The organism is Roseovarius sp. THAF8, assembly GCF_009363735.1.
Taxonomy (GTDB): domain Bacteria; phylum Pseudomonadota; class Alphaproteobacteria; order Rhodobacterales; family Rhodobacteraceae; genus Roseovarius.
Genome location: NZ_CP045410.1, coordinates 411,205 through 435,206, shown reverse-complemented (window position 1 = coordinate 435,206; position 24,002 = coordinate 411,205). Strand labels below are relative to the sequence as shown.

The window sequence follows — 24,002 nt, the reverse complement described above, 5'->3', positions numbered from 1 at the left end:
TTTCTCCTGCAACACACAAAAGGAGAGAGCAGCATGACCCGCACCGTGATCATCACCGGGGCCGGCTCCGGCATCGGCGCCGCCACCGCCCGCCGCTTTGCCGAGGACGGCTGGAACGTCGTCCTCAACGGACGCACCCGGGACAAGCTGGAAGATGTCGCCAAGGACCTGCCCGAGCGCCATACCCACATCGCGCCCGGCGACGTTGCGGAGCCTGACGATGCCGCCCGGCTGGTCGAGGCGGCGGTCGACACGTTCGGCGGCCTGACCTGCCTGGTGAACAACGCCGGCATCGCCCGCGGCGGCGCGCCCGGCGAACTCAGCCACGAGGATTTTGACGCCCAGATGCGCATCAATGTCGGTGGCATGTTCAATTGCGTCACCGCCGCCCTGCCGGAACTGAAAAAGGCCGACGGCGCCTGCATCGTCAACACGTCCTCGGTGTCGGGCCTCGGCGGCGACTGGCAGATGTTCGGCTACAACGCCTCCAAGGGCGCGGTCAGCAACATGACCCGCGCCATAGCGCTGGACCTTGCGCCGGAGATCCGCGTCAATGCCGTGGCCCCTTCGATGACCGAAACCGACATGTCCAAGGGCATCCGCGAGGACGCAGCACTTCTGGACCGCTTCACCGACCGCATTCCCATGGGCCGCGGCGCCAAGCCCGAGGAGGTGGCCAGCGTCATCGCGTTCCTGGCCTCTGCCGACGCGGTCTTCGTCAACGGCGTCGTGCTGCCGGTGGATGGCGGCCTGTCGGCGTCGAACGGCCAACCTAACTTCTCGGCCTGACACCTGCGACCCCCGCGCCATGCAACCGGCGCGGGGATGCCGCCTCTGTGGGCAATCTCGCTAAACGTGTATCGGTGCCGGGCCGCGATTTGCGGCCGGCGCAAGATTACCCATTGTGTTTTACCGCACGAAACCCTTATTTAGGAATGACGATCCACCCTGTGGATCAATTCCGAGTTTCGCTGCTTCAAACCCTGCGACGGGTGGTGAGGCAACCGATTGGGTCCCTCAGGGACCACGAGACGCCGGCACATTCCAAGGGATGATGCGGCACATGAACGGGGGCAGGGGCCGAGGTCCCGCAGCCCTGGAGAAGAACCGCGATGACGCGCGCGAGAACATCGATGTTCCACAGCAAGACCCGATCCGGTCGGGCCTGCCGCGCGTCGCATATCGCTCGAAAAAGACATGACCAACGCACGCTCGCACCCCCCGGGGGGCGGCGGCCTTCGTCATGCAACGGACATACATGGCTAAGAAAATGCTTATCGATGCCACCCACGCGGAGGAAACCCGCGTCGTGGTGGTCGACGGAAACAAGGTCGAGGAATTCGACTTTGAATCGGAGAACAAGCGCCAGCTAGCTGGCAACATCTACCTCGCAAAGGTCACACGGGTCGAACCGTCGCTTCAGGCGGCCTTCGTCGATTACGGCGGCAACCGGCACGGTTTCCTCGCCTTTTCCGAGATTCATCCAGATTACTACCAGATCCCCGTCGCAGACCGCGAGGCGCTTCTGGAAGAGGAACGCGCCTATGCCGAGGCGATGAAGTCGCGCGACGAGGAAGACGAAAAACCCAAGCCCAAGCGCAGTCGCCGGCGGCGGTCGTCCAAGGCGGCCGAGGCCGACAACGGCGACGCGGTCGCCAAGTCCGACATCGAGGGAATGGAAACGATCGACCTCGATGATGCCGGGTCGGACAACGACGAGGGCCTGTCGCCCATGGAAACCGTGGCCGAAACCCCGGTCGAGGAACCCAGCGACAACGATGCCGAGGCCGCGACGCCGGAGACGGACGAGGGCGTCGACGAGGACAACGGCGACGAGGACCGCGGCGACCACGATCATGACCATGACCATGATCACGACGACGAGACCAAGCGCACCGACGCCTCCTCCAAGGACGAGACGATCGAATCCGTCGCCGATGACGACGACCACGAGGATATCCGCCCGCCGCGCAAACCGCGCCCGCGCCGCTACAAGATCCAGGAGGTCATCAAGGTCCGCCAGATCCTGCTGGTGCAGGTCGTCAAGGAAGAGCGCGGCAACAAGGGCGCGGCGCTGACCACCTATCTTTCCCTCGCGGGCCGCTACTGCGTCCTGATGCCCAACACCGCCCGTGGCGGCGGCATCTCGCGCAAGATCACCAACGCCACCGACCGCAAGAAGCTGAAAGAGATCGCGAACGAGATCGATGTGCCCAAGGGCGCGGGCCTGATCGTGCGTACCGCAGGCGCCAAGCGCACCAAGTCCGAGATCAAGCGCGACTACGAATACCTGCAACGCCTGTGGGAACAGATCCGCGAGCTGACGCTGAAATCCATCGCGCCCGCCAAGATCTACGAAGAGGGCGACCTGATCAAACGCTCGATCCGCGACCTCTACAATCGCGATATCGACGAGGTTCATGTCGAGGGCGAGCGCGGCTACCGCATCGCCAAGGACTTCATGAAGATGATCATGCCGTCCCACGCCAAGAACGTGAAACAGTATGGCGAGACCCTGCCGCTCTTCGCCCGCTACCAGGTCGAAAGCTACCTCGCGGGAATGTTCAACCCCACCGTGCAGCTCAAGTCGGGCGGCTACATCGTCATCGGCGTGACCGAGGCGCTGGTGGCCATCGATGTCAACTCCGGCCGCGCCACCAAGGAAGGCTCGATCGAGGAAACCGCGCTCAAGACCAACCTCGAGGCCGCCGACGAGGTCGCCCGCCAGTTGCGCCTGCGCGACCTTGCCGGCCTGATCGTGATCGACTTCATCGACATGGACGAGCGAAAGAACAACGCCTCCGTCGAAAAGCGCATGAAGGACCGGCTCAAGACCGACCGCGCGCGCATCCAGGTGGGCCGCATCTCGGGCTTCGGCCTGATGGAGATGTCGCGCCAGCGCCTGCGCCCCGGCATGATCGAGGCCACGACGCAACCGTGCCCCGCCTGCCACGGCACCGGCCTCATTCGCTCGGACGACAACATGTCGCTCAGCATCCTGCGCCAGATCGAGGAGGAGGGCACCCGTGGCCGCTCCCGCGAGGTGCTGGTGAAATGCCCCGTGGGCATCGCCAACTTCCTGATGAACCAGAAGCGCGAGCACGTGGCCCAGATCGAGGGCCGCTACGGCCTGTCGGTGCGGATCGAGGGCGATCCGACGCTGGTCAGCCCCGATTTCTCGCTCGAGAAATTCAAGACCGCCACCCGCAACGTCAAGCAGACCGCCGCGGCGGTGGTGTCCGTCGACAGCTCGCTGATGGACGATATCGACGCCGCCGAGGAGGCCGAGACGCCCGATCCCGCCGAGGCGCCTCCCGCGCCCGAGAACGAGGGCAATGACGGGCGCAACGACGGCGGCGACGGCCAGCCCAAGAAAAAGCGCCGGCGCCGCCGCCGGTCGCGCTCGCGCTCCAAGTCGGGCAATGGCGAAAACGGGCAGAACGGCGACACCCGCGACAACAACGACGCGTCGGACAACGACCAGTCCGAGCGCCGGGACGCGCCGCAGACGGAAGACAAACCGTCCGAGGCCGAGCCTGTCACGGCCAAGTCCGAAGAAGCCTCCGACGAGACGCCGAAAGACGAAAAGCCCAAGCGCGTGAGCCGGTCCCGCGAGAAAAAGACCGACGACACGCCCAAGGAAGAGGCCGCGCAGGACGAGGCCCCGGCAGAGAGTGCCGAGGCCCCGCCAGAGGACAAACCTGCGGAGAAGCCCAAGCCCAAGCCGCGCTCGCGCAGCAAGAAAAAGGAAGAGCCTGCACCCGAGGTGGCGGCGGAAACGGCGGCAGAACCCGCCCCCGAAGCCGCCGAAACGGCTCAGGATTCGGCGCCCGAAGCCGAGGCCAAGCCTGCCAGGAAACCGCGCACGCGTTCGACCTCGACCCGCAAGAAGCCCGAGCCGGTCGCCGCCGAAGCCGCGGACACGGGCGAGGCCGCCAAGCAAGCGGCGGACGATGATAAGCCCAAGCGCAAGGGCTGGTGGTCTTTCGGCGGCTAAGTTGCTCTGACCAAAACGAAAAACGCCGGGGCAGGACCCCGGCGTTTTTATTTGATGCACATGGTGCGACGCGCGCCTCTTGCCCACGCCGTCCCGGGCCTGACCCGGGACCTCATCGGTCAGAGATCCCGACTCAAGTCCGGGATGCCACTCGCCCCCCACGCGCCGTCATCCTCGGGCTCGACCCGAGGATCTCCACGCGAAGAGATCCCGGATCAGGTCCGGGATGAGTGCCGGGTCAACCCGGCACTCACTCCTCCGCCTCGTCCACCGGCACGTACAAATCCCCGCCTTCGCGGAACTTCGCGGCCATCTTCTCCATCCCTTCCTTCTGCGCCTCGGCGCGGATGTCATGGCTGATCCGCATCGAGCAGAATTTCGGCCCGCACATCGAGCAGAAATGCGCAACCTTGTGCGCCTCCTTGGGCAGGGTCTGGTCATGGAACTCGCGCGCCGTCTCGGGGTCCAGCGACAGGTTGAACTGGTCCTCCCAGCGGAACTCGAACCGGGCCCGTGACAGCGCATCGTCGCGCCGCTGCGCCCCCGGCAGCCCCTTGGCGAGGTCCGCCGCATGGGCCGCGATCTTGTAGGTAATCACGCCGGTCTTCACGTCGTCCCGGTCGGGCAGGCCCAGATGCTCCTTCGGCGTCACGTAGCACAGCATCGCGCAGCCGAACCAGCCGATCATCGCCGCCCCGATCCCGCTGGTGATATGATCGTACCCTGGCGCGATATCCGTGGTCAGCGGTCCCAGCGTATAGAACGGCGCCTCGTGACAGCATTCCAGCTGCTTGTCCATGTTCTCCTTGATCTTGTGCATGGCCACGTGGCCCGGCCCCTCGATCATCACCTGGCAATCCTTGGCCCAGGCGATCTTGGTCAATTCGCCCAGCGTCTCCAATTCGGCGAACTGCGCTTCGTCATTGGCATCCGCGATGGACCCGGGCCGCAACCCGTCGCCCAAAGAAAAGCTCACGTCATAGGCCCGGCAGATGTCGCAGATTTCCTCGAAATGCTCGTAAAGGAACGACTCGCGGTGATGGTGCAGGCACCACTTGGCCATGATCGACCCGCCGCGCGACACGATCCCCGTCACCCGGTCCACCGTCATCGGCACCATGTGCAGGCGCACGCCCGCGTGGATGGTAAAGTAATCCACCCCCTGTTCCGCCTGTTCGATCAGCGTGTCGCGGAACACCTCCCAGGTCAGGTCCTCGGCAATGCCGTTCACCTTTTCCAGCGCCTGGTAGATCGGCACGGTCCCGATCGGCACGGGGCTGTTGCGGATGATCCATTCGCGCGTGTTGTGGATGTTGCGGCCCGTGGAAAGGTCCATCACCGTGTCCGCGCCCCAGCGGATCGCCCAGACCAGCTTGTCCACTTCCTCTTCCATCGACGAGGTGACGGCGGAGGTGCCCATGTTGGCGTTGATCTTCACCAGGAAATTGCGCCCGATAATCATCGGCTCAGCCTCGGGGTGGTTGATGTTTGCCGGGATGATCGCCCGGCCCGCCGCCACCTCGTCGCGCACGAATTCGGGCGTCACGTAATCAGGGATATTTGCGCCCCAATCGTTGCCGTCCCGCGCCTCCGCCACCGTCTCGCGCATCTGGTTCTCGCGGATCGCGATGAACTCCATCTCCGGCGTGACGATGCTCGCCCGCGCATAGGCCAGCTGCGTCACCGCCTTGCCGTCCTTGGCCCGCATCGGCGCGGCAAGGTTGGGAAATTCCGGCGTCAGCCGGTCGCCTTCGACGAACCCATTGTCCTCGGGCTTCACCACGCGGCCCTCGTATTCCTCCACGTCACCCCGCGCGGTGATCCAGCCGCGGCGCAGCTTCGGCAGCCCCTCGCGGATATCGGTCAGCACGTTCGGGTCGGTGTAAGGCCCGGAACTGTCATAGACGGGCAGGGGCTCTTCGCCCGATGTGGGATGCACGGAAATCTCGCGCATCGGCACGCGGATCTCGGGGAATTGCGTGCCGTTCACATAGATCTTGCGCGATGCGGGCAGCTCGCCCGTGGTGATCTTGGGATTGGGTACGTTCATTTTGGCGCTCCTCAAGCGGTTACTCGAAAAGACACCAGATGAGTCGTGGCTTGGGGGAAACGCGGGGGCGATGCGCCCCGTCTTCGGACCACAACCCGGGCGGGCCGGGGATGCGATCCTAGCTTCCTACGCCAGTGTCAACTGGGTCAGGTTCAAAGGGTCGCGTCACCGGGCATATGCCCTCGTCAGCCTCTCAGTCCCCTGGGCGGGACCCCCCTGCGTAAGCGGGAGGCTAGCGAAGCGTCGCCGTGATTTCAACGGATATTCGGAAAAAGCTGCGGCGGGTTTCGGATCAGACCGGCACGTCGTCGTAATTGCGCCGGGTCGTGGGGGTGGTGTCCTTGATATCGACCCGCAACGCCACGCCCATCATCTCCATCATCCGGCGCGTCTCTTCGGTGTAGTCCGTGAACGCCTTCTTCATGAAATCGCTCTGCACCTGCATCAGCTCCTGCGGCGTCCTGCAGGCCAGCATCGCGCGCTGCGCCTCCAGGTCCTTTTCCAGCCGCTCGGTCACAAAGCGCATGCTTTCCTGCATCATGTCGAACCACGCCGTGGTAGCCACGGGGCTGAACGCGGCCATCGCGGCGACCATGCCGGCATGGGCCGGGTCGGTCGCGTCCGGGGTTTCGGTGGTCTTTTTCGTCGATTTTGCCATCTGCGCCACTCCTTCCGAGCTTCGGCAAAGGCCGCGGTGGCGCGGTCTTTGCGGGAATGTCGTCCGAACTGGCACACCACACCGAAACATGCGCCTCGCGCCATTCGGAACTGTAACAATTATATGACGTAGCCGGCCCGAGGTACAGCGCAACCGGGCCGCTGGGAGCCGCGCCGTTGTCGCACCCCCCGTGCGGCTCAGCCCTTGCGCACCCGGTAAAGCGTGGCCGTCCCGTCTTCGACCGTCTCGATCAGCTCATGCCCCGCCTCGGCGCAGAAATGCGGCACGTCGATCACCGCCGCCGGATCATCCGCCCGCAGCACGATCACGTCGCCTGCCGCCAGCGGCTTCATCCGCTTGCGCAGCTTCAAGACGGGCAGGGGGCACAAGAGCCCCACGGCGTCGATGATCTCAGGTTCGCTCATGGCTCGGGAGGTAATCCAACCGTTACAGCCTGTCCACCGAGATGTGACCGCCCCGTGACCCCGCGTCGCGTGACGCCCCCTTCGTTTTGCAATACACGGGGGTCCATGTTCGGAATCGATCTCATAGACGCCACCCTGATCCCCGCCATGGCCATCGCGCTGGTGGCCGGCGTCTTCTCGTTTCTCAGCCCCTGCGTGCTGCCCATCGTGCCGCCTTACCTCGCCTACATGAGCGGCGTCACCGTCACCGACCTGCAAACCGCGCAAACGTCCCGCAACAAGGCGATCCTGCCCGCACTCTTCTTCGTGCTGGGCCTGTCGACAGTGTTTCTTCTGCTGGGCTTCGCCGCCTCGGCCATGGGCCGTGAGCTGCTGCAATACCAGGATTGGTTCAACACCGCCGCGGGCCTCATCGTGATGATCTTCGGCCTGCATTTCCTGGGCATCTTCCGCATCGGCATCATGGACCGCGAGGCCCGGCTCGACGTGGGCGACAAGGGCGGCACCAGTTTCGGCGCCTATATCCTCGGCCTCGCCTTCGCCTTCGGCTGGACCCCCTGCATCGGGCCGCAGCTCGGCGCGATCCTGTCGCTCGCCGCCTCCGAGGCCTCGGTCACGCGCGGCACGCTCCTGCTCGCGGTCTACGCCGCGGGCCTGGGCATCCCGTTCCTGCTCGTGGCCGCCTTCCTGCCGCGCCTTTCCGGGCTCATGGCCTGGATGAAACGCCACATGGACCAGATCGAGCGTATCATGGGGCTCCTGCTCTGGACCATCGGCCTCCTGATGCTGACCGGCGGGTTCGCCGCCTTCTCCTACTGGCTGCTCGAGATGTTCCCGGCGCTGGCCATGGTGGGCTAGGGGCCTCTGTCCGCCCCCGTTGCGCCCCCGTCCCGCGACCTCGCCCAGCCGCGCCTCGGCATGAGATCCCGGATCGGGTCCGGGATTCTCTGTCGCACATCAGCCTTACTCTTGCCCAAGACTTCGATTAACCTCTCCCCAAAGAAGAGGCCAAGACAGGTCTGGCATGAGCAGCCCCACCCAAGCCCAAGTCACCCGCCGCCGGGTGTTCTACATCCCGGGATACGATCCCATCCACCCGCGCCGCTACCGCGAGCTCTACCGCAAGGAGGGCGCGGAACAGGCGGGCCTCTCGGGCTATGACCTCACCCTTTCCGCCCGCAAATCCGAAGGCCGCTATGGCTGGCAGGTCGATGCGCAGATCGACGGGCACGACATCCATACCGAGTTCGACGTGCTGGTCTGGTCCGACATCGTCCGCGACAGCATGGAACGCGGCATCGCCGGCACCTACCTGCAACTCATCCGCACCGCCTGGACCTATATCGCCTCGGGCGCGCTCTTCCGCCTGATGCGCCTGCGCAAGGGGCCGGTCATCGCCGCGCTCTACCCGGTGGGGTTCCTGATCGTGCAGCTTCTGATTGCCCTCGCGCTGGCCTACGCTCTGGGCCGCCTGCTGGCGCTCCTGCACCCCTACGCGGCCTGGGCGGGCCTCGCGGTGGTCCCGCCCGTGCTCCACTGGTTCAAGGCCCGCGACAACAAGCTCTTCGCCTACTACCTCATGCACGACTACGCCTATTCGGCCCAATCCAAGGGCGCCAACCCGCCCGAGCTGGAGGCGCGGATGGCCCAGTTCACCGACGAGATCGCCGCGGCGCTCACCACGGACGTGGACGAGGTGCTGGTGGTCGGCCATTCCTCCGGCGCGCATCTGGGTGTCTCCATCCTCGCCGACCTGATCCGCCAGGGCCGCGTACCGCACAACGGCCCGATACTCTCTTTCCTCACGCTGGGGCAGGTCGTCCCCATGGTCTCGTTCCTCAAAAACGCCCACCGCCTCCGCGCCGACCTGCATTACCTTTCGATCCGCGATGAACTCACCTGGGTCGACGTCACCGCCCCCGGCGACGGCTGCGCCTTCGCGCTGTGCGATCCCGTCTGCGTCTCGGGCGTCGCCCCCGAAAACCAGCGCTGGCCCCTGATCCTGTCGGCCGCCTTCACTCAAACACTCAGCCCCGAGCGCTGGAAAGCCCTGCGCTGGCGCTTCTTCCGCCTGCATTTCCAGTATCTCTGCGCCTTCGACCGCCCCGGCGACTACGACTATTTCCAGATCACCGCCGGCCCGCAGACCTTGGGCCACCGCTACGCCGACCGCGCCCCGTCGCCCAGCCGCATCACCCGCGCCACCTCCCGTTTCACGAGCATGGCGGCATGACGCAGCCCCCCAAGCCCCCGGCGCGCGAGGGCCGCGTTTCACTCTGGCGCTACATGCGGCTCTTCCGGGCCGACATCCTCTCGGCCCAGCCCGCACGGCTCTACCGCGCGTGGATGGCCGAATTCCGCACGCCGTTCTTCCGCTCCTACCTCTGCAACCAGCCAGAGCTTGTTGACCTCGTGCTGAAAAACCGCCCCGACGACTTCCCCAAATCCGACCGCGTGCGTGAGGGCCTCACGCCGCTTCTCGGCAATTCCGTCTTCGTCACGAACGGTGAGACATGGAAACGCCAGCGCCGTATCATCGACCCGGCCTTCGAGGGCGGGCGCCTGCGCGATACCTTCCCAGCCATGCTCGCCGCGGGGCAGGGCGCCGTGGCCCGTTTGGCCGGGCACGCCACCGGCCAGCCCGTCGAGATTGAGGCCGAGACCAGCCACGTCGCCGCCGACGTGATCTTCCGCACGCTCTTCTCGATCCCGATCGAGGACGAGATTGCCACCCGCGTCTTCAACGAGTTCCGCGAGCACCAGCGAACCCAGCCCATGCTGAACCTTGCCGCCTTCCTGCCGCTGCCGCGCTGGTTCCCCCGCTTTCACCGGGCCAAAACCAAGGCCACCGCCCGCACCATCCGCGACCTTATCACCCGCCTGACGACCCGCCGCATGGACGAAATCGCTGCGGGCACCGCGCCCGACGATCTGGCCACCAAGATCATGACCACCACGGACTCCGAAACCGGCGACCGCTTCGACACGCCCGAGATGGTCGACCAGGTGGCGATCTTCTTTCTCGCGGGCCATGAGACCTCGGCCTCCGCGCTCTCTTGGGCGCTTTACCTGCTGGCCATGCATCCCGACTGGCAGGACCGCCTCGCCGCCGAGGCGCAAGGCGTGCTGACGGACGGCACGATGGGCTTTTCGGACATGGGCAAACTGCGCGTCTCGCGCGATGTCTTTCGCGAAACCCTGCGCCTTTACCCGCCCGTGCCGATGATGGTGCGCGAGGCCGCCTGTCCTGAAACCTTCCGCGACCGCGCGGTTCCGAAAGGCAGCCAGATCGTCCTCAGCCCGTGGCACCAGCACCGTCACGAACGGCTGTGGGACCGCCCCGACGATTTCGACCCGGCCCGCTTTGCCACCGAGAACGGCAAGACCTGTTTGCGCAATGCCTACATGCCGTTCTCCGCCGGCCAGCGGGTCTGCACCGGGGCCGGATTCGCGATGATCGAGGGGCCGCTCCTGTTGTCCATGCTGGTCGCCGCCTACCGCTTCGATCTGGTGTCCGAGCGCCCCGCCATACCGGTGGCGCACCTGACCGTGCGCGGCAAGGACGGCATCTGGCTCAAGGTCACGCCGCGCGACTAAAGCGATTCAATGTGTCCCGGAAACACTTTGGGCCGGGGCAAATCTTTTCAAAAAAGATTTGCCAAAAGCTTTCTCAAAGCTTTTGGCTTCAGCACCAAACCGACACACGCTCGTTATTGCAAAAGATTACGACCTGTCCGGCGTTCTCGACCGCGTGATAGCCCCGTCGCGTTATCTCGCACCGGAACCGCTCACGCCCCACGATCCGCTCGATGTCCCTCACGCTGCGTCGGACAACGCCGCCATCCCGCGCCGCTTTCGCGTCGAAGATCTTCCGCATCCAAAGGTCCGCGGGCAACAAAAGACGAAGCTCTGACATGGCCCCAAGTTGACGCGATCAGGGTTAAGAACGGGTAAAGCCCGTGCGGTGTGTTAATCGGGCCGTCGAATGACAACGGCACCGCCGCATTACCACTCGGATACCGACGCGATACCGACGTGGGATTCGGCGCTACCGGATCCGTTAACCTTTTTCCCGGTAATGCCGCAGAACGTAGAGCCGGATCGCCGACGCCAGCCCCATCTCCACGCCCCGCGCCGCGTCGATCCGGGCGGCCAGCAGGTTTACCGGCACATCTTCTTCGCCAGCTATCTCCTTGAAAGCCTTCCAGAAATCATCTTCCAGGGACACGCTTGTCCGGTGCCCGCGCAGGGTCAGAGACCGTTTGACCGGCCGGCTCACTCGTCGTCCAGGCGATGCTGCCGCAGCGCTTCCCGCGCCTTTTTCGCTCTTGCCTCGTCAACCTCTCGATCAACCTTGGTTCGACCGAATTTCACTGCGTTTTCATCAGCTTGCGTCCGCTTTTTCACGCGATTCTTCGCCTTCCGAACGCGGTTGAGATTGACGACCTCGCTCATGCGTCTTTCGGGCCGATCATGTCTTCGGGCCGCACCACTTCGTCAAAGGTCTTTTCGTCCACGAACCCCAGCGAAATTGCCTCTTCTTTCAACGTGGTACCGTTCTTGTGCGCTGTCTTGGCGACCTTGGTGGCATTGTCATAGCCGATGGTCGGCGCCAGCGCCGTCACCAGCATCAGGCTTTCCTTCATCAGCTTCTCGATCCGGGGCTCGTTGGCCTCGATTCCCAGCAGCATCCGCTCGGTGAAGCTGTCCGCCGCGTCACCCAAAAGCTGTATGGATTGCAACAGGTTATACGACATCATCGGGTTGTAGACATTGAGCTCGAAATGCCCCTGGCTGCCTGCGAACTTGATCGCCGCATCGTTGCCCATCACGTGCGCCGCGACCTGGGTCAGTGCCTCGGCCTGCGTCGGGTTCACCTTGCCCGGCATGATCGACGATCCGGGCTCGTTCTCCGGCAGGATCAACTCGCCCAGGCCAGAGCGTGGGCCACTTCCCAAGAACCTGATATCATTGGCAATCTTGTAGCAACTGCCTGCCACGGTCGCGATTGCGCCGGACAGGAAAACCATCGCGTCATGGGCCGCCAGCGCCTCGAACTTGTTGGGAGCGGTGACGAAGGGGAGGCCGGTGATCTCGGCCATGTTCGCCGCCACCGTTTCGCCCCAGCCCTTGCGGGTGTTGAGGCCCGTGCCCACGGCCGTGCCTCCCTGGGCCAGCTCGTAAATGCCCGGAAGGCCGGTCTCGACCCGAGCGATTCCCTGGCGGACCTGGTGGGCGTAGCCCGAGAATTCCTGGCCCAGAGTCAACGGCGTCGCATCCTGCGTATGGGTGCGGCCGATCTTGATGATATCCTTGAATTCGCTGGACTTTTCCTCCAACCCTGCGGCGAGTTTCTCCAGCCCCGGCAGCAGGACATCACGCACCGACATGGCCGTGGCAATATGCATCGCGGTCGGAAAGGTGTCGTTCGAGGATTGCCCCATGTTGCAGTGATCGTTGGGGTGAACGGGGTCCTTGCTGCCGATGGTGCCGCCGAGGATCTCGATCGCGCGGTTGGCGATGACCTCGTTGGCGTTCATGTTCGATTGCGTGCCCGAACCCGTCTGCCAGACCACCAAGGGGAAATGGTCGTCCAGCTTGCCCTCGACGACTTCACCCGCCGCTTCGATGATTGCGTCCGCCAGCTTGGCGTCCAGAACGCCCGCCTCCTTGTTGGCCATGGCGCAAGCCTTCTTGATCACGCCGAGCGCACGCACGATCGCAACCGGCTGTTTTTCCCAGCCGATGGGAAAATTCATCAACGAGCGCTGCGTCTGTGCCCCCCAGTATTTTTCCGCAGGAACCTCCAGCGGGCCGAAACTGTCGGATTCTGTACGGGTAGAGGTCATGTCGGCGTCTCCTGGAACTGCTTTTGGGTTTCATACCGGACCAAGCGGAAAGATCAACGCCGTGTCTTATGAATTACCCTGTCGGCACGTCACTTGCGGAAGCTGTCGAGACTCACGACCTCGGCGTCCCGAGGCTTGGCGACGTCATCTTCGTCGACCTCGACACTATCGGCTTCTTCCGGTTCGCCGGCACTGTCGTCGTTGTCCTCGTCTTCTTCGTCGTCGTCCTGAGACTCGAAGCGAAGCCCGAACTCGACCGACGGATCCACAAAGGTCTGGATCGCGTCATAGGGGATATACAACGTCTCGGGGCTGTCGCCGAAATTGAGTGTGACGGTGAACCCTTCGTCGGTGACGTCCAGATCGTCGAACCAGTGCTGCATCACCACGGTCATCTCGCTGGGATAGCGTTCGCGGAGCCAGTCGGCGAGTTCCGCGTCGGGATGGGTCGTCTCGAAGGTGATGAAGAAATGATGCGCGCCGGGCAGTCCATTGTCCCGCACGCTGCACAGCACCTCCTGGATCAGGCCGCGCATGGCGCGATGCATCAGTTTTCCATAATCAATCGAATGCGGCATCTTGGTCCCCGAACCTCTTGCACCTCACAATAAGGGATTCGAAGCAAAACAAAAGAGGCCGCGCATCTCAGATCAACAGATCCACGCCCCATGCGAGTAAGGCCATGATCAGCAGGCCGGCAACCATCGGCACACGCATCACCAGATAGAGAAACGACGCAAGTGCGACCAAAAGCGCATTCTGAGGCGAAAGGTTTTCGAGCAGCAGGACGGGGCCATATCCGCCCTGTGCTGTCTCTGTGAAGAGTACGTGCAGTGTGAACCAGACAGCAAGGTTGAGGATCACGCCCGCGACACTGGCGGATATCGCATCGAATGCGCCCTTCAGGCGGGGGCGGGACAACAACGACTCGACATAGGGAGCGGCGGCAAAAATCCAGAGAAAACATGGGACGAACGTGACCCAAAGCGTCACGAGCGCGGCCACTGTGGCCAGTCCGGGGCCACCTTGCAGGAAGCCCGCCATGAAACCAGCGAATTGCGTCACGAGGATGAGCGGCCCCGGCGTGGTTTCCGCAAGCCCGAGCGCGTCGATCATCTGGTCCGTGCTGAGCCAGCCGTAGGATTGCACGATTTCCTGAGTCATGTAGGCCAGCACGGCATAAGCCCCGCCGAAGGTCACCACGGCGAGCTTGGAGAAGAACAGACCTATCTGCAAAAGCAGAGAGGCGTTCACGACCCACAGAATCATGAGGGGCGCGGCCCAGACCGCCCCCCACAGCAGAACCGTGCGCAGGGTATTGCCCGGGTACACCGGCGTCGACGCCTTGGCTTCGGGCGGGTTTGCGGACGCGAAAACGAGGCCGACGGTGGCCGCGAGCGCGATGATGGCGGGAAAGGGGACCGACAGGAAAAAAATTCCGACGAATGCGGCGAGCGCGAGCGCATAGGCGAGCCCGCCTTTCAATGCCCGGCGCGACAGCTTATACAGGGCCTGAAAGACGATGACGACCACGGCGGCCTTGATGCCGGCGAACAAGACCTGCACCAGGGGCAACTGGCCGAAATAGGCGTAGCCGAACGCCAGCGCGAAGATGACCGCGGCGCCCGGAAGCACGAACAACAGTCCCGCCAGCAGCCCGCCCGGAACGCCGCGCAGCTTCCAGCCCGCGTAGGTGGCCAGTTGCATCGCCTCGGGTCCGGGCAGAAGCATGCAGAAGGACAACGCTTGCAGAAATTGCGTCTCGGTCAGCCATTTGTGGCGGTCCACCAGTTCTGTCTGCATAAGGGAAATCTGCGCGGCAGGCCCGCCAAAGGACAATATCCCGATCCGCCCGAACACGCGGAACATCTTGCTAAGCGATACCGTCATCGCGCATCTCGCGTCACTGGCCAGTCATGGCCTTCGTCATACCCGTCGCGGACCCATCGGTACAGTGCATCGTGGATCGGAATTCCGGACATCAACTGCACATGGTCGTTTCGAAGCTGTCGTGACAGGCCGACCGAAACGAGATTGCGCAAGGTTCAGTGCATGCGACTTTGGGTCAAAGCCTCACGGGGTCGTCGCAGATGTGCCCCACAACCTGGTGTGGCGAATTGGCAAGTCGGGCAATGCCTGTCGGAACATGATGCGACGTCGGCGCGTTAATAAGGATTGATGGGGCTTGTTTCATGACACTGAACACTTCTGCCGAGTACCGCGACGCACTTGCCAAATTGCAGGTTCGGATCAGGGACACGTTGGCGGGCTATGACGAGATCCTCGATCGGGCAGAGCCCGATATTCGCCCTCTGATGGAAAAGTTTTCCGCGACGCATACGGCGCACGAGGCAGATTTGTCGGCGCAGTTGCGCACGCATGGATGTGTGCCAGACGAGGACGGCAGTTTCTTTTCCACCGTGCAGCGCCTCGTCATCAAGACCCGTGCGGTCTTTGATGACATCGACGAAGATGTGCTCAATTCGGTGATAAAAGGCGAGGAACGGATCATGCAGCTTTACGATGAGGCGATGGCCGCAGCGCGCGATGAAGAGGATCTGTCGCTTCTCAGCCGCCAGCGGGGGCAGGTCGCACGGCTGGTGCAGAATGCGAGACACCTCGCCGACTGACGCGCGCTGACGCGACATCAAGGGGCTTCCCAAAGCTTTGTGAAATTAGGTGAAGTGCAGGCTTCTGTTGCCAGGTGCCTGCGAACCCCGCCTGACCTTGCTAGAGGCCAGGACTTAATTTTCGGTTACTCCGACTGCTTACGCAGCCATTGCGACCGGAGCACGATTGTCGTTGGCAATTATGCTTAGCGAACCGATAACGGTGGTATCTCACCGGGACAAAGCAAACCCCTTTAGACGTTCGTCGATCCTGTTTCGGCCCCATATCCCTCCAACGACGGGTGATTGGTGGAGCCGCCGGGTACCGCCCCCGGGTCCGATCCGCTTATTACGAGCGCGTTTATGTCCATAGTCCCGAAGGACACCTTCAACATAGTTACGTCATGGGATTTTGCAACGGGATGCAGGACCATGAATGCCGAAAATTCGGGCGAATCCGTTGCCGATGCGCCTGGATAAATTGCATGGCACCCGTTCAGTGCGCCCTTAGACAAGCACGCAAATCCCCTTTGCCGTGCATGTGTCATGTCGCATGCGCCAGGAAATAGGCCGCATTTCATTGAAGTTCGGTCGTCAAACGGGTTAGTCTTGCCCAGACAGGGCAGTCCGTGGGTTCGCCATGGATCCCTGGGGACCTGCGCACGCAGCCGAAAAGAGCCGCGACAAACGGTGCGCAACAGGAGGGACACACATGTTCAAAAAGATCATGGCTCCGGTCGATTTGGCACATATGGATCGTCTCGAGAAGGCGCTCAAATGTACCGCAGACCTGGCCAAGCACTACGATGCCGAAGTGATTTTTGTCGGCGTCACAAGTTCTACCCCGAGTTCCATGGCCCACACGCCTGCCGAGTACGCGGAAAAGCTCGACGCGTTCGCGAAAGATCAGGGATCGGCCAACGGCTTCACCGCGTCAGGCGACGCGCTGGTCAGCCACGATCCGAGTTCCGACGTGGACGACATCCTGCTGAAGGCGGTCAAGGACACTGGCGCTGATCTGGTCGTGATGGCCAGTCATGTCCCGAACATCATGGATTACGTTTGGCCGTCCAACGGCGGAAAGATCGCGGAACACGCCGAATGCTCGGTCATGGTTGTCCGCACCTGATCGCGTCTAGCGCTGCCCAAATCAAGTTTTACACAGAGGAGGTCGTGCATGGCCGACGAAACGACAAACCAGGGGATCCCGGAGCCGGAAGGCACCACGAACCTCATACAGACCGACTACAAGATCGGTCAGGACAATATCGAAACCAAGATCGGGCCGTTCGGCCTTGATATCCACAATCCGGTCTTTCTGATTTCGGGTCTCGCCATCGTCGCGTTCGTTTTTTACGCGCTGGCCCTGCCTGAGCAGGCCTCGGGTCTGTTTGACTGGCTCTTCAGCGCCGTCACCAAGGGTTTTGACTGGTTCTTCCTTGGCGCTGCCAACATCTTCGTGATTTTCTGCCTTTTCCTGATCGTGACACCCTATGGCTCGGTCCGACTGGGCGGGACGGATGCGACGCCGGACTATTCCTACTTGGGCTGGTTCGCGATGCTGTTCGCTGCCGGCATGGGCATTGGTCTGCTGTTCTTTGGCGTGTCCGAACCGATGAGCCATTTCTCCAGTTCGCTGGGTGGAACATCGATGGAAGAGGGCGTGCGGACGGACTGGGCGCCGCTTGGAGCCGCGGGCGGTGACGAGGCGGCGGCACAACGTCTGGGCATGGCCGCGACCATCTTTCACTGGGGCCTGCATCCCTGGGCGATCTATGCGGTCGTCGCACTGGCACTGGCACTTTTCTCTTACAACAAAGGTTTGCCGCTGACGCTGCGTTCGGCCTTCTATCCGATCTTCGGCGATCGTGTCTGGGGCTGGACCGGCCATATCATCGACACGCTGGCGGTTTTCGCCACGCTTTTCGGCCTCGCCACTTCGCTGGGTTTCGGTGCGGAACAAACGGCGTCGGGTCTGACCTATCTCTTCGGCAGCGGTGACGCGGCTGAAGGCACGCGGTCGTTCCTGGGCATCGCCTATGGCAATAACGAGGAAAGCGGTGTCGAGAACAACCCGCTTCTGCTGGTGATCCTGATCTCGGCCATTACCGCGGTTGCCCTGGTCTCGGTCGTCCGGGGTCTGGATGGCGGCGTGAAGGTCCTGTCGGAGATCAACATGGGCCTTGCAGCGTTGTTGCTGTTGTTCGTGTTCTTCGTGGGCGGGCCGATCTTCCTGATCACGCTGTTTTTCGACAGCATCTGGGCCTACCTGCAGAACCTCGTTGCCCTGTCCAATCCGCTTGGCCGTGAAGACCTGAACTTCAGCCAGGGCTGGACCTCGTTCTATTGGGCGTGGTGGATCAGCTGGTCGCCCTTCGTCGGCATGTTCATCGCTCGCGTCAGCCGCGGTCGTACGGTGCGCGAATTCGTGACGTGTGTCCTGATCATCCCGACGCTTGTCTGCGTGCTCTGGATGACCGTCTTCGGCGGCACCGCGCTCAACCAGGTGGTCAGTGACGGATACACCGGCGCACAAGATGCGGCTCTGGAACTTAAGCTGTTCTACATGCTGGACCAGTTGCCGCTGGCGACGATCACCTCGGTGATCGGCATCGTGCTGGTGATCGTGTTCTTCGTCACATCGTCGGACTCGGGCAGCCTTGTGATCGACACGATCACGGCGGGCGGCAAGGTCGATGCTCCGGTGGCGCAGCGCGTGTTCTGGTGCATCTTCGAGGGCGCCGTGGCCGTCGTGCTGTTGATCGGCGGGGGGCTTTCCTCGCTGCAATCGGCGGTAATTTCGACAGGCTTGCCGTTCACCTTGGTACTGCTGGTCATGTGCTACGCAATCTGGCGCGGTCTGGCGTCCGAGAAACGCGCCTGACTTAGCCAGCGGCAACGCTGGCACCACAATAACTTTGAAGCCCCCCGAGTTCTTGCACCTCGGGGGGCTTTGCTGTTTGGTCAGCCCGAACAATCGGGGAGGGATGGATGACGAAAGCTTTGGACATTGATTTCGTGCGGGCGCAGTTCCCAGCCTTCGCCGAACCCGGCCTTAACGGACAGGCCTTTTTCGAGAATGCGGGCGGGTCCTACACCTGTGCGCCGGTGATAGAGCGGCTGACGCGGTTCTACCATCAGCGCAAGGTTCAACCTTATGGCCCTTTTGAGGCCAGTCGTCTTGGCGGCGAGGAGATGGACGAGGCGCGAACACGGTTGGCCGCGATGCTTGGCGTCGCAACCGACGAGCTGAGCTTTGGGCCTTCCACGACGCAGAACACATATGTCCTGGCGCAGGCCTTCCGTGACTGGATGAACCCTGGCGACGCAATCATCGTGACGGATCAGGATCACGAAGCGAATTCCGGCCCATGGAGACGCCTGGGCGATGCGGGTATCGAGATTCGCGAATGGAGGATCGACAGCGAAACGGGTCTCTTGCGGCTGGACGATCTGGAGGCTTTGCTGGACGAAAGGGTCAGGCTTGTCTGTTTTCCGCATTGTTCGAATATCGTCGGGGCGGTGAACCCGGTGGTCGAGATCACGGCCGCGGCCCATGCCGCCGGCGCCTTCGTTTGCGTGGACGGCGTCTCTTACGCGCCGCACGGCTTCGTCAACGTGGGCGATCTGGGTGCCGATATCTACCTATTCTCGGCCTACAAGACATACGGGCCGCATCAGGGGATCATGACGATCCGGCGCGAGCTTGGCGAGATGCTGCCCAACCAGGCACATTGGTTCAATGCCGACAGCCTGTACAAGCGGTTCACGCCGGCGGGGCCCGACCACGCGCAGGTGGCGGCCTGCGCCGGAATGGCAGATTATTACGACACACTGGCGGAACATCATGGCTGCACCGGGGACGCGGCAGAGCGCAGCGCCGGTGTGCACGATCTCATGCGGGCGCATGAGACCGCGTTGCTTCAACCCTTGTTGGATTACCTGGCGGACAGGAATACGCTACGCCTGATCGGGCCGAGCGACGCCGCTTTGAAAGCGCCCACAGTGGCGGTCGAATTGCCCGGCTCAGGGCGCGAGATGGCCGAAAAACTGGCGGCTCATGGCATCATGGCCGGTGGTGGAGACTTCTACGGGGCGCGGCCGTTGCAATCCATGGGGATTGATCTGGACAAGGGCGTTCTGAGGCTTAGCTTCGTGCATTACACAAACAAGGCCGAAGTGGACAAACTGTTGACTGCTTTGGAAACTTGTCTTTGATCCACGGGGAAATGCAGGCCGTATAGCCCCTGACTGACGCGGGGGGACGACGAGCTTGGCAGATACAAAACCCACACTTCTTTGGTTGCGCCGCGATCTGCGGCTGTCGGATCATCCGGCGCTGACCGCCGCGGTCGACCGTGGCGGTCCCGTGGTTCCGGTGTTTGTTCGCGACAAGCTGGTGGATGACCTTGGGGCGGCGTCGAAATGGCGCTTGGGTCTGTCTCTGGCGGACCTCGACAAACGGCTGCGCGACAAGGGCAGCCGCATCGTCTTCCGCGCAGGCAAGGCTGTCGATGTTCTGAAGGACCTGGCGAAAGAGACCGGGGCAGGGGCGGTCTACTGGTCGCGGGCCTATGACCCGGACGCGATCGAACGGGACACCGAGGTGAAATCGTCCCTCAAGGACGCAGGCATCGAGGCCGAAAGTCATACCGGCCACCTGTTGTTCGAGCCCTGGACCGTCGAGACGAAGGCCGGCGGTTTCTACAAGGTCTACACGCCGATGTGGCGGGCCGTTCGCGACCGCGACGTGGATGCGCCGTTGTCTGCCCCCTCGAAATTTCCCGCGCCTTCAAGCTGGCCGAAATCCGACGATCTGGACGGCTGGAACCTGGGCGCCGCAATGGACCGTGGCGCCCAGGTCTGCCTGCCGCACCAGCGCGTGGGTGAAGAGGCGGCGCATGGTCGGCTGGGGTGGTTCACCGGCCAGGCGATCTCCGATTACGGAAAACAGCGCGACTTTCCGGCGGAAGACGGCACCTCGGGGCTGTCGGAAAACCTGACCTACGGCGAGATTTCCCCGGGACAATGCTGGCATGCCGGGCAGCGGGCGTTGCAGAACGGAGGCGGCAAGGGCGCCGAGACCTGGCTGCAGGAACTGGTCTGGCGTGAATTCGCGTATCACCTGATCTATCACACACCCCGGATAAAAGACCGCAACTGGCGTGAGGAATGGGACGCGTTTCCGTGGAACGACGACGAACGCCGCGCGGAGGTCAAGGCGTGGAAGCAGGGCCGTACCGGCGAACCCTTCGTCGATGCCGCCATGCGCGAGATGTACGTCACGGGCAAAATGCACAACCGGGCCAGGATGATCGTCGCCAGTTACCTGACCAAGCACCTGATGACACATTGGAAAGTGGGCCAGGCGTGGTTCGACGACTGCCTGACTGACTGGGATGTGGCTTCGAACGCGATGGGCTGGCAATGGGCGGCCGGCAGCGGACCGGACGCGACGCCTTATTTCCGCGTCTTCAACCCCGAAACCCAGCTGGACAAGTTCGATCCGGACGGGGCGTACCGCCATCGCTGGATCGCAGAGGGGCGAAGCCGCCCGACGAAAACCGCCCTCAGCTATTTCGATGCGATCCCGCGCAGTTGGACGATGCGGCCAGACGACACCTATCCCGAGCGCATCATCAGCCTTTCAGAAGGCCGTGAGCGTGCGCTGAGAGCCTACGAAGAGAGACCGTTTTGAATTCCCCGAGACCATCTGCCGGCGCCGCGCCGCCGATTGCAACCGCGAAGGCGGCGCGTGAGACGATCCTGACCGACACGGCCGGCCAGACCGCGCTGCCACGGTATTTCACCAAGATGTTCGAGGTTGCCGGAACACTTCAGCACGGACGACTTGATATCGGCCTCGAGGATGGCCGCGTTTTTCGTGTCGAGGGCCAGGCGCCGGGCCCCGTGGCACGGATCGACGTTCACAATCACGACCTCTTTGCCCGTATGCTGCGCGAGGGATACCTGGGTTTTTGCGATGCCTACCTGGACGGGTGGTGGACCACGCCGGACCTTCAGGCCTTCATGGACCTCGTCAACAGCGACAACGACGACATGTACAATGGCTATCCCGGCCAGAAAATCGTCGAACTCTATGAAAAGCTCCGCTTTTGGTTTCAGCGGAATACCAGGAAACAGGCTCGGCGCAACATCAGCTATCATTACGACCTGGGCAATGATTTCTACCGTCTGTGGCTGGACGAGACGATGACGTATTCCAGTGCCATCTTCGAAACCGGGCAGGAAAGCCTGGAGGCTGCGCAGACCGCGAAATATGCCTCGATGGTCGACCAGATGGGCGCGAAGCCGGGTGATCACGTGCTCGAAATCGGCTGTGGCTGGGGCGGATTCGCCGAGTATGCCGCCGGGACGAGGGGGCTGCGGGTCACCTGCCTGACGATCAGCGAAGAGCAGTTCAAGTACGCGCAGGACCGAATCGCGACTGCCGGATTGTCCGACCTCGTGACCTTCAAGTTGCAGGATTACCGCGATGAGACAGGCCATTACGACGGCATCGCCAGCATCGAGATGTTCGAGGCTGTCGGCGAACAATATTGGCCGGTCTATTTCGACGCGGTGCGCGAGCGTCTGAAACCCGGAGGTCAAGCGACGCTGCAGATAATCACCGTGGGGGACGATCGCTTCGAATCCTACCGAAACGATGTCGACTTCATCCAGAAGTACATCTTTCCGGGCGGCATGTTACCCAGCCCCGGCGCGCTAAAAGCCCAAGTGGAACGGGCCGGTCTGCTGTTCCGGCAGTCGGTCGAGTTCGGCGAAAGCTACAGCCAGACTCTGCGTCGCTGGCACGACACCTTCAACGAGAAATGGGACCAGATCGCCAGGATGGGCTTCGATACCCGCTTCAGGCGGATGTGGAATTTTTATCTCACCTCTTGTGCGGCGGCGTTTCATACGGGTAACTGCGATGTAACACAGATTACAATCGCAAGGCCCTGCAAGGAATGCCCGTAACCGACAGTATGCCCACCACCGGAAGAGGCGTCGCTGCGATATTGATGGCGATCCTGGCCTGGTACGCGTCCGAAATGTTCCGGCCGCTTATGCCGGAGGGCACCGGCTTTGGCTGGTTCAACGAGGTCAATGTCGTGCTTGGGCTTCTTTCGGGGTGGATCGTGATCGGATCGCGTTTGAACTATGGCTACAGCAACGCCATCGGTGCGGGGCTGACAGGCGTGGGCGCTCTGGTATTCTGGGCGCTCTTCCTGCAGAGCTTCAACGAGATGCTGCGGCTGGCGCTGGAAAAGCGCTATGACGGTCCCGTCGAAGGGATCATCGCCATTTTCGAGATCGGAATAGATTACCTTTTCACGATGTGGCACATACCGCTGATCGTGCTGCTCGTGGTGGGCGGCATCGTGATCGGTCTGGTCTCGGAATGGGTTGCGCGACGCTGGCGCTGACCGGATGACGCGGGTGGTTCTTGACGGTCCGGCGTGGACCGACGCTTTGATCTGGCGCGTCGCTGGCACCACCGTGGTGCCCGACGAGACAGTGCGAATGCTGGAGGGGGTGGCGGCAGATCGTGCGATCTTTTTCGCCGAAGTCGCCGGCCTTTCACGCAAAGAGAGGTCTGACGACACCGTGCTTCGGGCGGATGAAGCCCTTTCCGCAAGGGTACTGGAATGCGCCGCGGACGAGATCATGGGATATTTCGGGCGACGATCCCTGCAAGAGTTGGCACCTCTTCGTCAGATGATCTTGGCGCGCGCCGCAACGCAAGCCGCCGCCGAACGGATGCCGGCACCGGCGGACCTTCGAAGTGCCACGCGTGGCGCCGAGGTCGAGATAGTCTCCCACGACACACCGCATGAAGGGTTCTACCTGACCCGCAGCTATCGCCTGCGTCACCCGCAGTTCGATGGCGGGATGAGCAATACCGTAAGCCGAGAGGTCTTTGTCGCCAGCGACGCGGCCGTCGTGCTGCCCTACGATCCTCGCCGCGACAGAATTCTGCTTGTCGAGCAGTTCCGCATGGGTCCGTTTGACCGTGGTGATCCGCTGCCCTGGGTGCTTGAGCCGGTCGCGGGCCGTGTCGATGCCGGCGAAACACCCGAACAGGCGGCGCGGCGCGAATGCCGGGAGGAGGCCGATCTGGAATTGACCCAGCTGTTGCATGTCAGCTCCCATTATTGCTCACCCGGATGCTCGACCGAGCTGTTTCACTGCTATGTCGGGCTGTGCGAATTGCCGGAAACAGGAGAGACACATGGAGGGCTGGAGGCCGAGCATGAGGACCTGCGCCGCCACGTCATCGGCTTTGACGCAGCCATGGCGATGACGCGCACGGGCGAAGTGAATATAGGCCCGCTCTTTGCATTGTTGCTCTGGCTCGAACGGGAACGCACGCGCCTGCGCGCATCTGCTTGAGTTCACGGCGGTTCCGC

At 62.8% G+C, this 24,002-nt stretch carries 22 protein-coding genes, 1 other RNA gene and 1 riboswitch; of the genes, 14 read left to right on the top strand and 9 right to left on the bottom strand.

Annotated elements, in window-relative coordinates; all coding sequences use genetic code 11:
* The first annotated feature begins 33 nt into the window (after positions 1-33).
* Complete coding sequence (locus FIU85_RS02155) at positions 34-789, top strand: SDR family NAD(P)-dependent oxidoreductase (RefSeq protein WP_152495681.1); 756 nt, start codon at positions 34-36, stop codon at positions 787-789.
* Positions 790-1,258: 469 nt separating this feature from the next.
* On the top strand, positions 1,259-3,997 hold the full coding sequence (locus FIU85_RS02150; protein ID WP_152495680.1) for a ribonuclease E/G: 2,739 nt from the start codon (positions 1,259-1,261) through the stop codon (positions 3,995-3,997).
* Positions 3,998-4,247: 250 nt separating this feature from the next.
* Here the strand turns inward: FIU85_RS02150 and thiC are convergent, their stop codons facing one another.
* The 3 genes from thiC to FIU85_RS02135 form a co-directional block, all read right to left on the bottom strand.
* Positions 4,248-6,047, bottom strand: coding sequence for a phosphomethylpyrimidine synthase ThiC (thiC, locus tag FIU85_RS02145; protein WP_152495679.1), 1,800 nt, complete (start codon positions 6,045-6,047; stop codon positions 4,248-4,250).
* A gap of 106 nt (positions 6,048-6,153) precedes the next feature.
* Positions 6,154-6,275: riboswitch (TPP riboswitch) on the bottom strand.
* A 64-nt stretch (positions 6,276-6,339) separates the two neighbouring features.
* Positions 6,340-6,705, bottom strand: a complete 366-nt coding sequence (locus FIU85_RS02140; protein ID WP_172978067.1) for a phasin family protein — start codon at positions 6,703-6,705, stop codon at positions 6,340-6,342.
* A 197-nt stretch (positions 6,706-6,902) separates the two neighbouring features.
* Positions 6,903-7,130, bottom strand: coding sequence for a sulfurtransferase TusA family protein (locus tag FIU85_RS02135; RefSeq protein WP_152495677.1), 228 nt, complete (start codon positions 7,128-7,130; stop codon positions 6,903-6,905).
* Between the two features lie 105 nt (positions 7,131-7,235).
* Between FIU85_RS02135 and FIU85_RS02130 the strand changes: the two genes are divergently transcribed.
* The 4 genes from FIU85_RS02130 to FIU85_RS22580 all read left to right on the top strand — a co-directional run bounded on the left by FIU85_RS02130 (position 7,236) and on the right by FIU85_RS22580 (position 11,043).
* Positions 7,236-7,988 (top strand): cytochrome c biogenesis CcdA family protein, encoded by a 753-nt coding sequence (locus tag FIU85_RS02130; protein ID WP_152495676.1) that lies wholly within the window; start codon positions 7,236-7,238, stop codon positions 7,986-7,988.
* Between the two features lie 166 nt (positions 7,989-8,154).
* Positions 8,155-9,363, top strand: coding sequence for a hypothetical protein (locus FIU85_RS02125; protein ID WP_152495675.1), 1,209 nt, complete (start codon positions 8,155-8,157; stop codon positions 9,361-9,363).
* Positions 9,360-10,727: a cytochrome P450 gene (locus FIU85_RS02120; protein WP_152495674.1), complete on the top strand. Its 1,368-nt coding sequence runs from the start codon at positions 9,360-9,362 to the stop codon at positions 10,725-10,727. Before FIU85_RS02125 ends, FIU85_RS02120 begins: the two co-directional genes overlap by 4 nt.
* Positions 10,728-10,785: 58 nt before the next feature.
* Positions 10,786-11,043, top strand: coding sequence for a hypothetical protein (locus tag FIU85_RS22580; protein WP_172978774.1), 258 nt, complete (start codon positions 10,786-10,788; stop codon positions 11,041-11,043).
* A 147-nt stretch (positions 11,044-11,190) separates the two neighbouring features.
* On the opposite strand, the gene FIU85_RS02110 is transcribed toward FIU85_RS22580, so the two are convergent.
* The 5 genes from FIU85_RS02110 to chrA all read right to left on the bottom strand — a co-directional run bounded on the left by FIU85_RS02110 (position 11,191) and on the right by chrA (position 14,869).
* Complete coding sequence (locus FIU85_RS02110) at positions 11,191-11,409, bottom strand: ribbon-helix-helix domain-containing protein (protein WP_152492306.1); 219 nt, start codon at positions 11,407-11,409, stop codon at positions 11,191-11,193.
* Complete coding sequence (locus FIU85_RS02105) at positions 11,406-11,585, bottom strand: DUF4169 family protein (RefSeq protein WP_152495672.1); 180 nt, start codon at positions 11,583-11,585, stop codon at positions 11,406-11,408. Before FIU85_RS02105 ends, FIU85_RS02110 begins: the two co-directional genes overlap by 4 nt.
* The gene (fumC, locus tag FIU85_RS02100) at positions 11,582-12,979 is read right to left on the bottom strand and encodes a class II fumarate hydratase (protein WP_152495671.1); all 1,398 of its coding nucleotides are present in this window, start codon (positions 12,977-12,979) and stop codon (positions 11,582-11,584) included. Before fumC ends, FIU85_RS02105 begins: the two co-directional genes overlap by 4 nt.
* Positions 12,980-13,068: 89 nt before the next feature.
* Positions 13,069-13,557, bottom strand: a complete 489-nt coding sequence (locus FIU85_RS02095; RefSeq protein ID WP_152495670.1) for an SspB family protein — start codon at positions 13,555-13,557, stop codon at positions 13,069-13,071.
* A gap of 67 nt (positions 13,558-13,624) precedes the next feature.
* Positions 13,625-14,869: a chromate efflux transporter gene (chrA, locus tag FIU85_RS02090; RefSeq protein WP_152495669.1), complete on the bottom strand. Its 1,245-nt coding sequence runs from the start codon at positions 14,867-14,869 to the stop codon at positions 13,625-13,627.
* Between the two features lie 302 nt (positions 14,870-15,171).
* Here chrA and FIU85_RS02085 point away from each other — a divergent pair, with 302 nt between their 5' ends.
* On the top strand, positions 15,172-15,609 hold the full coding sequence (locus FIU85_RS02085; protein ID WP_152495668.1) for a DUF2383 domain-containing protein: 438 nt from the start codon (positions 15,172-15,174) through the stop codon (positions 15,607-15,609).
* Positions 15,610-15,662: 53 nt separating this feature from the next.
* Here FIU85_RS02085 and ssrA read toward each other — a convergent pair.
* Positions 15,663-16,011: a transfer-messenger RNA gene (ssrA, locus tag FIU85_RS02080) on the bottom strand.
* A gap of 289 nt (positions 16,012-16,300) precedes the next feature.
* Here ssrA and FIU85_RS02075 point away from each other — a divergent pair.
* From FIU85_RS02075 to FIU85_RS02045, 7 genes are all read left to right on the top strand, one after another.
* On the top strand, positions 16,301-16,717 hold the full coding sequence (locus FIU85_RS02075) for a universal stress protein (protein ID WP_152492312.1): 417 nt from the start codon (positions 16,301-16,303) through the stop codon (positions 16,715-16,717).
* Positions 16,718-16,765: 48 nt separating this feature from the next.
* Entirely contained in the window at positions 16,766-18,472 is a 1,707-nt protein-coding gene (locus FIU85_RS02070; RefSeq protein ID WP_152495667.1) for a BCCT family transporter, read from the top strand.
* Positions 18,473-18,579: 107 nt separating this feature from the next.
* Positions 18,580-19,806: an aminotransferase class V-fold PLP-dependent enzyme gene (locus tag FIU85_RS02065; protein ID WP_152495666.1), complete on the top strand. Its 1,227-nt coding sequence runs from the start codon at positions 18,580-18,582 to the stop codon at positions 19,804-19,806.
* 55 nt (positions 19,807-19,861) lie between these two features.
* Positions 19,862-21,286, top strand: a complete 1,425-nt coding sequence (locus FIU85_RS02060; protein ID WP_152495665.1) for a deoxyribodipyrimidine photo-lyase — start codon at positions 19,862-19,864, stop codon at positions 21,284-21,286.
* Between the two features lie 116 nt (positions 21,287-21,402).
* Positions 21,403-22,569, top strand: a complete 1,167-nt coding sequence (locus tag FIU85_RS02055; protein ID WP_152494458.1) for a cyclopropane-fatty-acyl-phospholipid synthase family protein — start codon at positions 21,403-21,405, stop codon at positions 22,567-22,569.
* A gap of 44 nt (positions 22,570-22,613) precedes the next feature.
* Positions 22,614-23,018 (top strand): TrgA family protein, encoded by a 405-nt coding sequence (locus tag FIU85_RS02050; RefSeq protein WP_254701839.1) that lies wholly within the window; start codon positions 22,614-22,616, stop codon positions 23,016-23,018.
* 4 nt (positions 23,019-23,022) lie between these two features.
* Positions 23,023-23,985, top strand: a complete 963-nt coding sequence (locus tag FIU85_RS02045) for an NUDIX domain-containing protein (protein WP_152492316.1) — start codon at positions 23,023-23,025, stop codon at positions 23,983-23,985.
* Positions 23,986-24,002: the final 17 nt, after the last annotated feature.

What these genes read in the sequence shown, in the direction of transcription:
- FIU85_RS02155 (WP_152495681.1), top strand. Translation starts at nt 34, where the DNA reads ATGACCCGCACCGTGATCATCACCGGGGCCGGCTCCGGCATCGGCGCC.
- FIU85_RS02150 (WP_152495680.1), top strand. Translation starts at nt 1,259, where the DNA reads ATGGCTAAGAAAATGCTTATCGATGCCACCCACGCGGAGGAAACCCGC.
- thiC (WP_152495679.1), bottom strand. Translation starts at nt 6,047, where the DNA reads ATGAACGTACCCAATCCCAAGATCACCACGGGCGAGCTGCCCGCATCG.
- FIU85_RS02140 (WP_172978067.1), bottom strand. Translation starts at nt 6,705, where the DNA reads ATGGCAAAATCGACGAAAAAGACCACCGAAACCCCGGACGCGACCGAC.
- FIU85_RS02135 (WP_152495677.1), bottom strand. Translation starts at nt 7,130, where the DNA reads ATGAGCGAACCTGAGATCATCGACGCCGTGGGGCTCTTGTGCCCCCTG.
- FIU85_RS02130 (WP_152495676.1), top strand. Translation starts at nt 7,236, where the DNA reads ATGTTCGGAATCGATCTCATAGACGCCACCCTGATCCCCGCCATGGCC.
- FIU85_RS02125 (WP_152495675.1), top strand. Translation starts at nt 8,155, where the DNA reads ATGAGCAGCCCCACCCAAGCCCAAGTCACCCGCCGCCGGGTGTTCTAC.
- FIU85_RS02120 (WP_152495674.1), top strand. Translation starts at nt 9,360, where the DNA reads ATGACGCAGCCCCCCAAGCCCCCGGCGCGCGAGGGCCGCGTTTCACTC.
- FIU85_RS02105 (WP_152495672.1), bottom strand. Translation starts at nt 11,585, where the DNA reads ATGAGCGAGGTCGTCAATCTCAACCGCGTTCGGAAGGCGAAGAATCGC.
- fumC (WP_152495671.1), bottom strand. Translation starts at nt 12,979, where the DNA reads ATGACCTCTACCCGTACAGAATCCGACAGTTTCGGCCCGCTGGAGGTT.
- FIU85_RS02095 (WP_152495670.1), bottom strand. Translation starts at nt 13,557, where the DNA reads ATGCCGCATTCGATTGATTATGGAAAACTGATGCATCGCGCCATGCGC.
- chrA (WP_152495669.1), bottom strand. Translation starts at nt 14,869, where the DNA reads ATGACGGTATCGCTTAGCAAGATGTTCCGCGTGTTCGGGCGGATCGGG.
- FIU85_RS02085 (WP_152495668.1), top strand. Translation starts at nt 15,172, where the DNA reads ATGACACTGAACACTTCTGCCGAGTACCGCGACGCACTTGCCAAATTG.
- FIU85_RS02075 (WP_152492312.1), top strand. Translation starts at nt 16,301, where the DNA reads ATGTTCAAAAAGATCATGGCTCCGGTCGATTTGGCACATATGGATCGT.
- FIU85_RS02070 (WP_152495667.1), top strand. Translation starts at nt 16,766, where the DNA reads ATGGCCGACGAAACGACAAACCAGGGGATCCCGGAGCCGGAAGGCACC.
- FIU85_RS02065 (WP_152495666.1), top strand. Translation starts at nt 18,580, where the DNA reads ATGACGAAAGCTTTGGACATTGATTTCGTGCGGGCGCAGTTCCCAGCC.
- FIU85_RS02055 (WP_152494458.1), top strand. Translation starts at nt 21,403, where the DNA reads ATGTTCGAGGTTGCCGGAACACTTCAGCACGGACGACTTGATATCGGC.
- FIU85_RS02050 (WP_254701839.1), top strand. Translation starts at nt 22,614, where the DNA reads ATGGCGATCCTGGCCTGGTACGCGTCCGAAATGTTCCGGCCGCTTATG.
- FIU85_RS02045 (WP_152492316.1), top strand. Translation starts at nt 23,023, where the DNA reads ATGACGCGGGTGGTTCTTGACGGTCCGGCGTGGACCGACGCTTTGATC.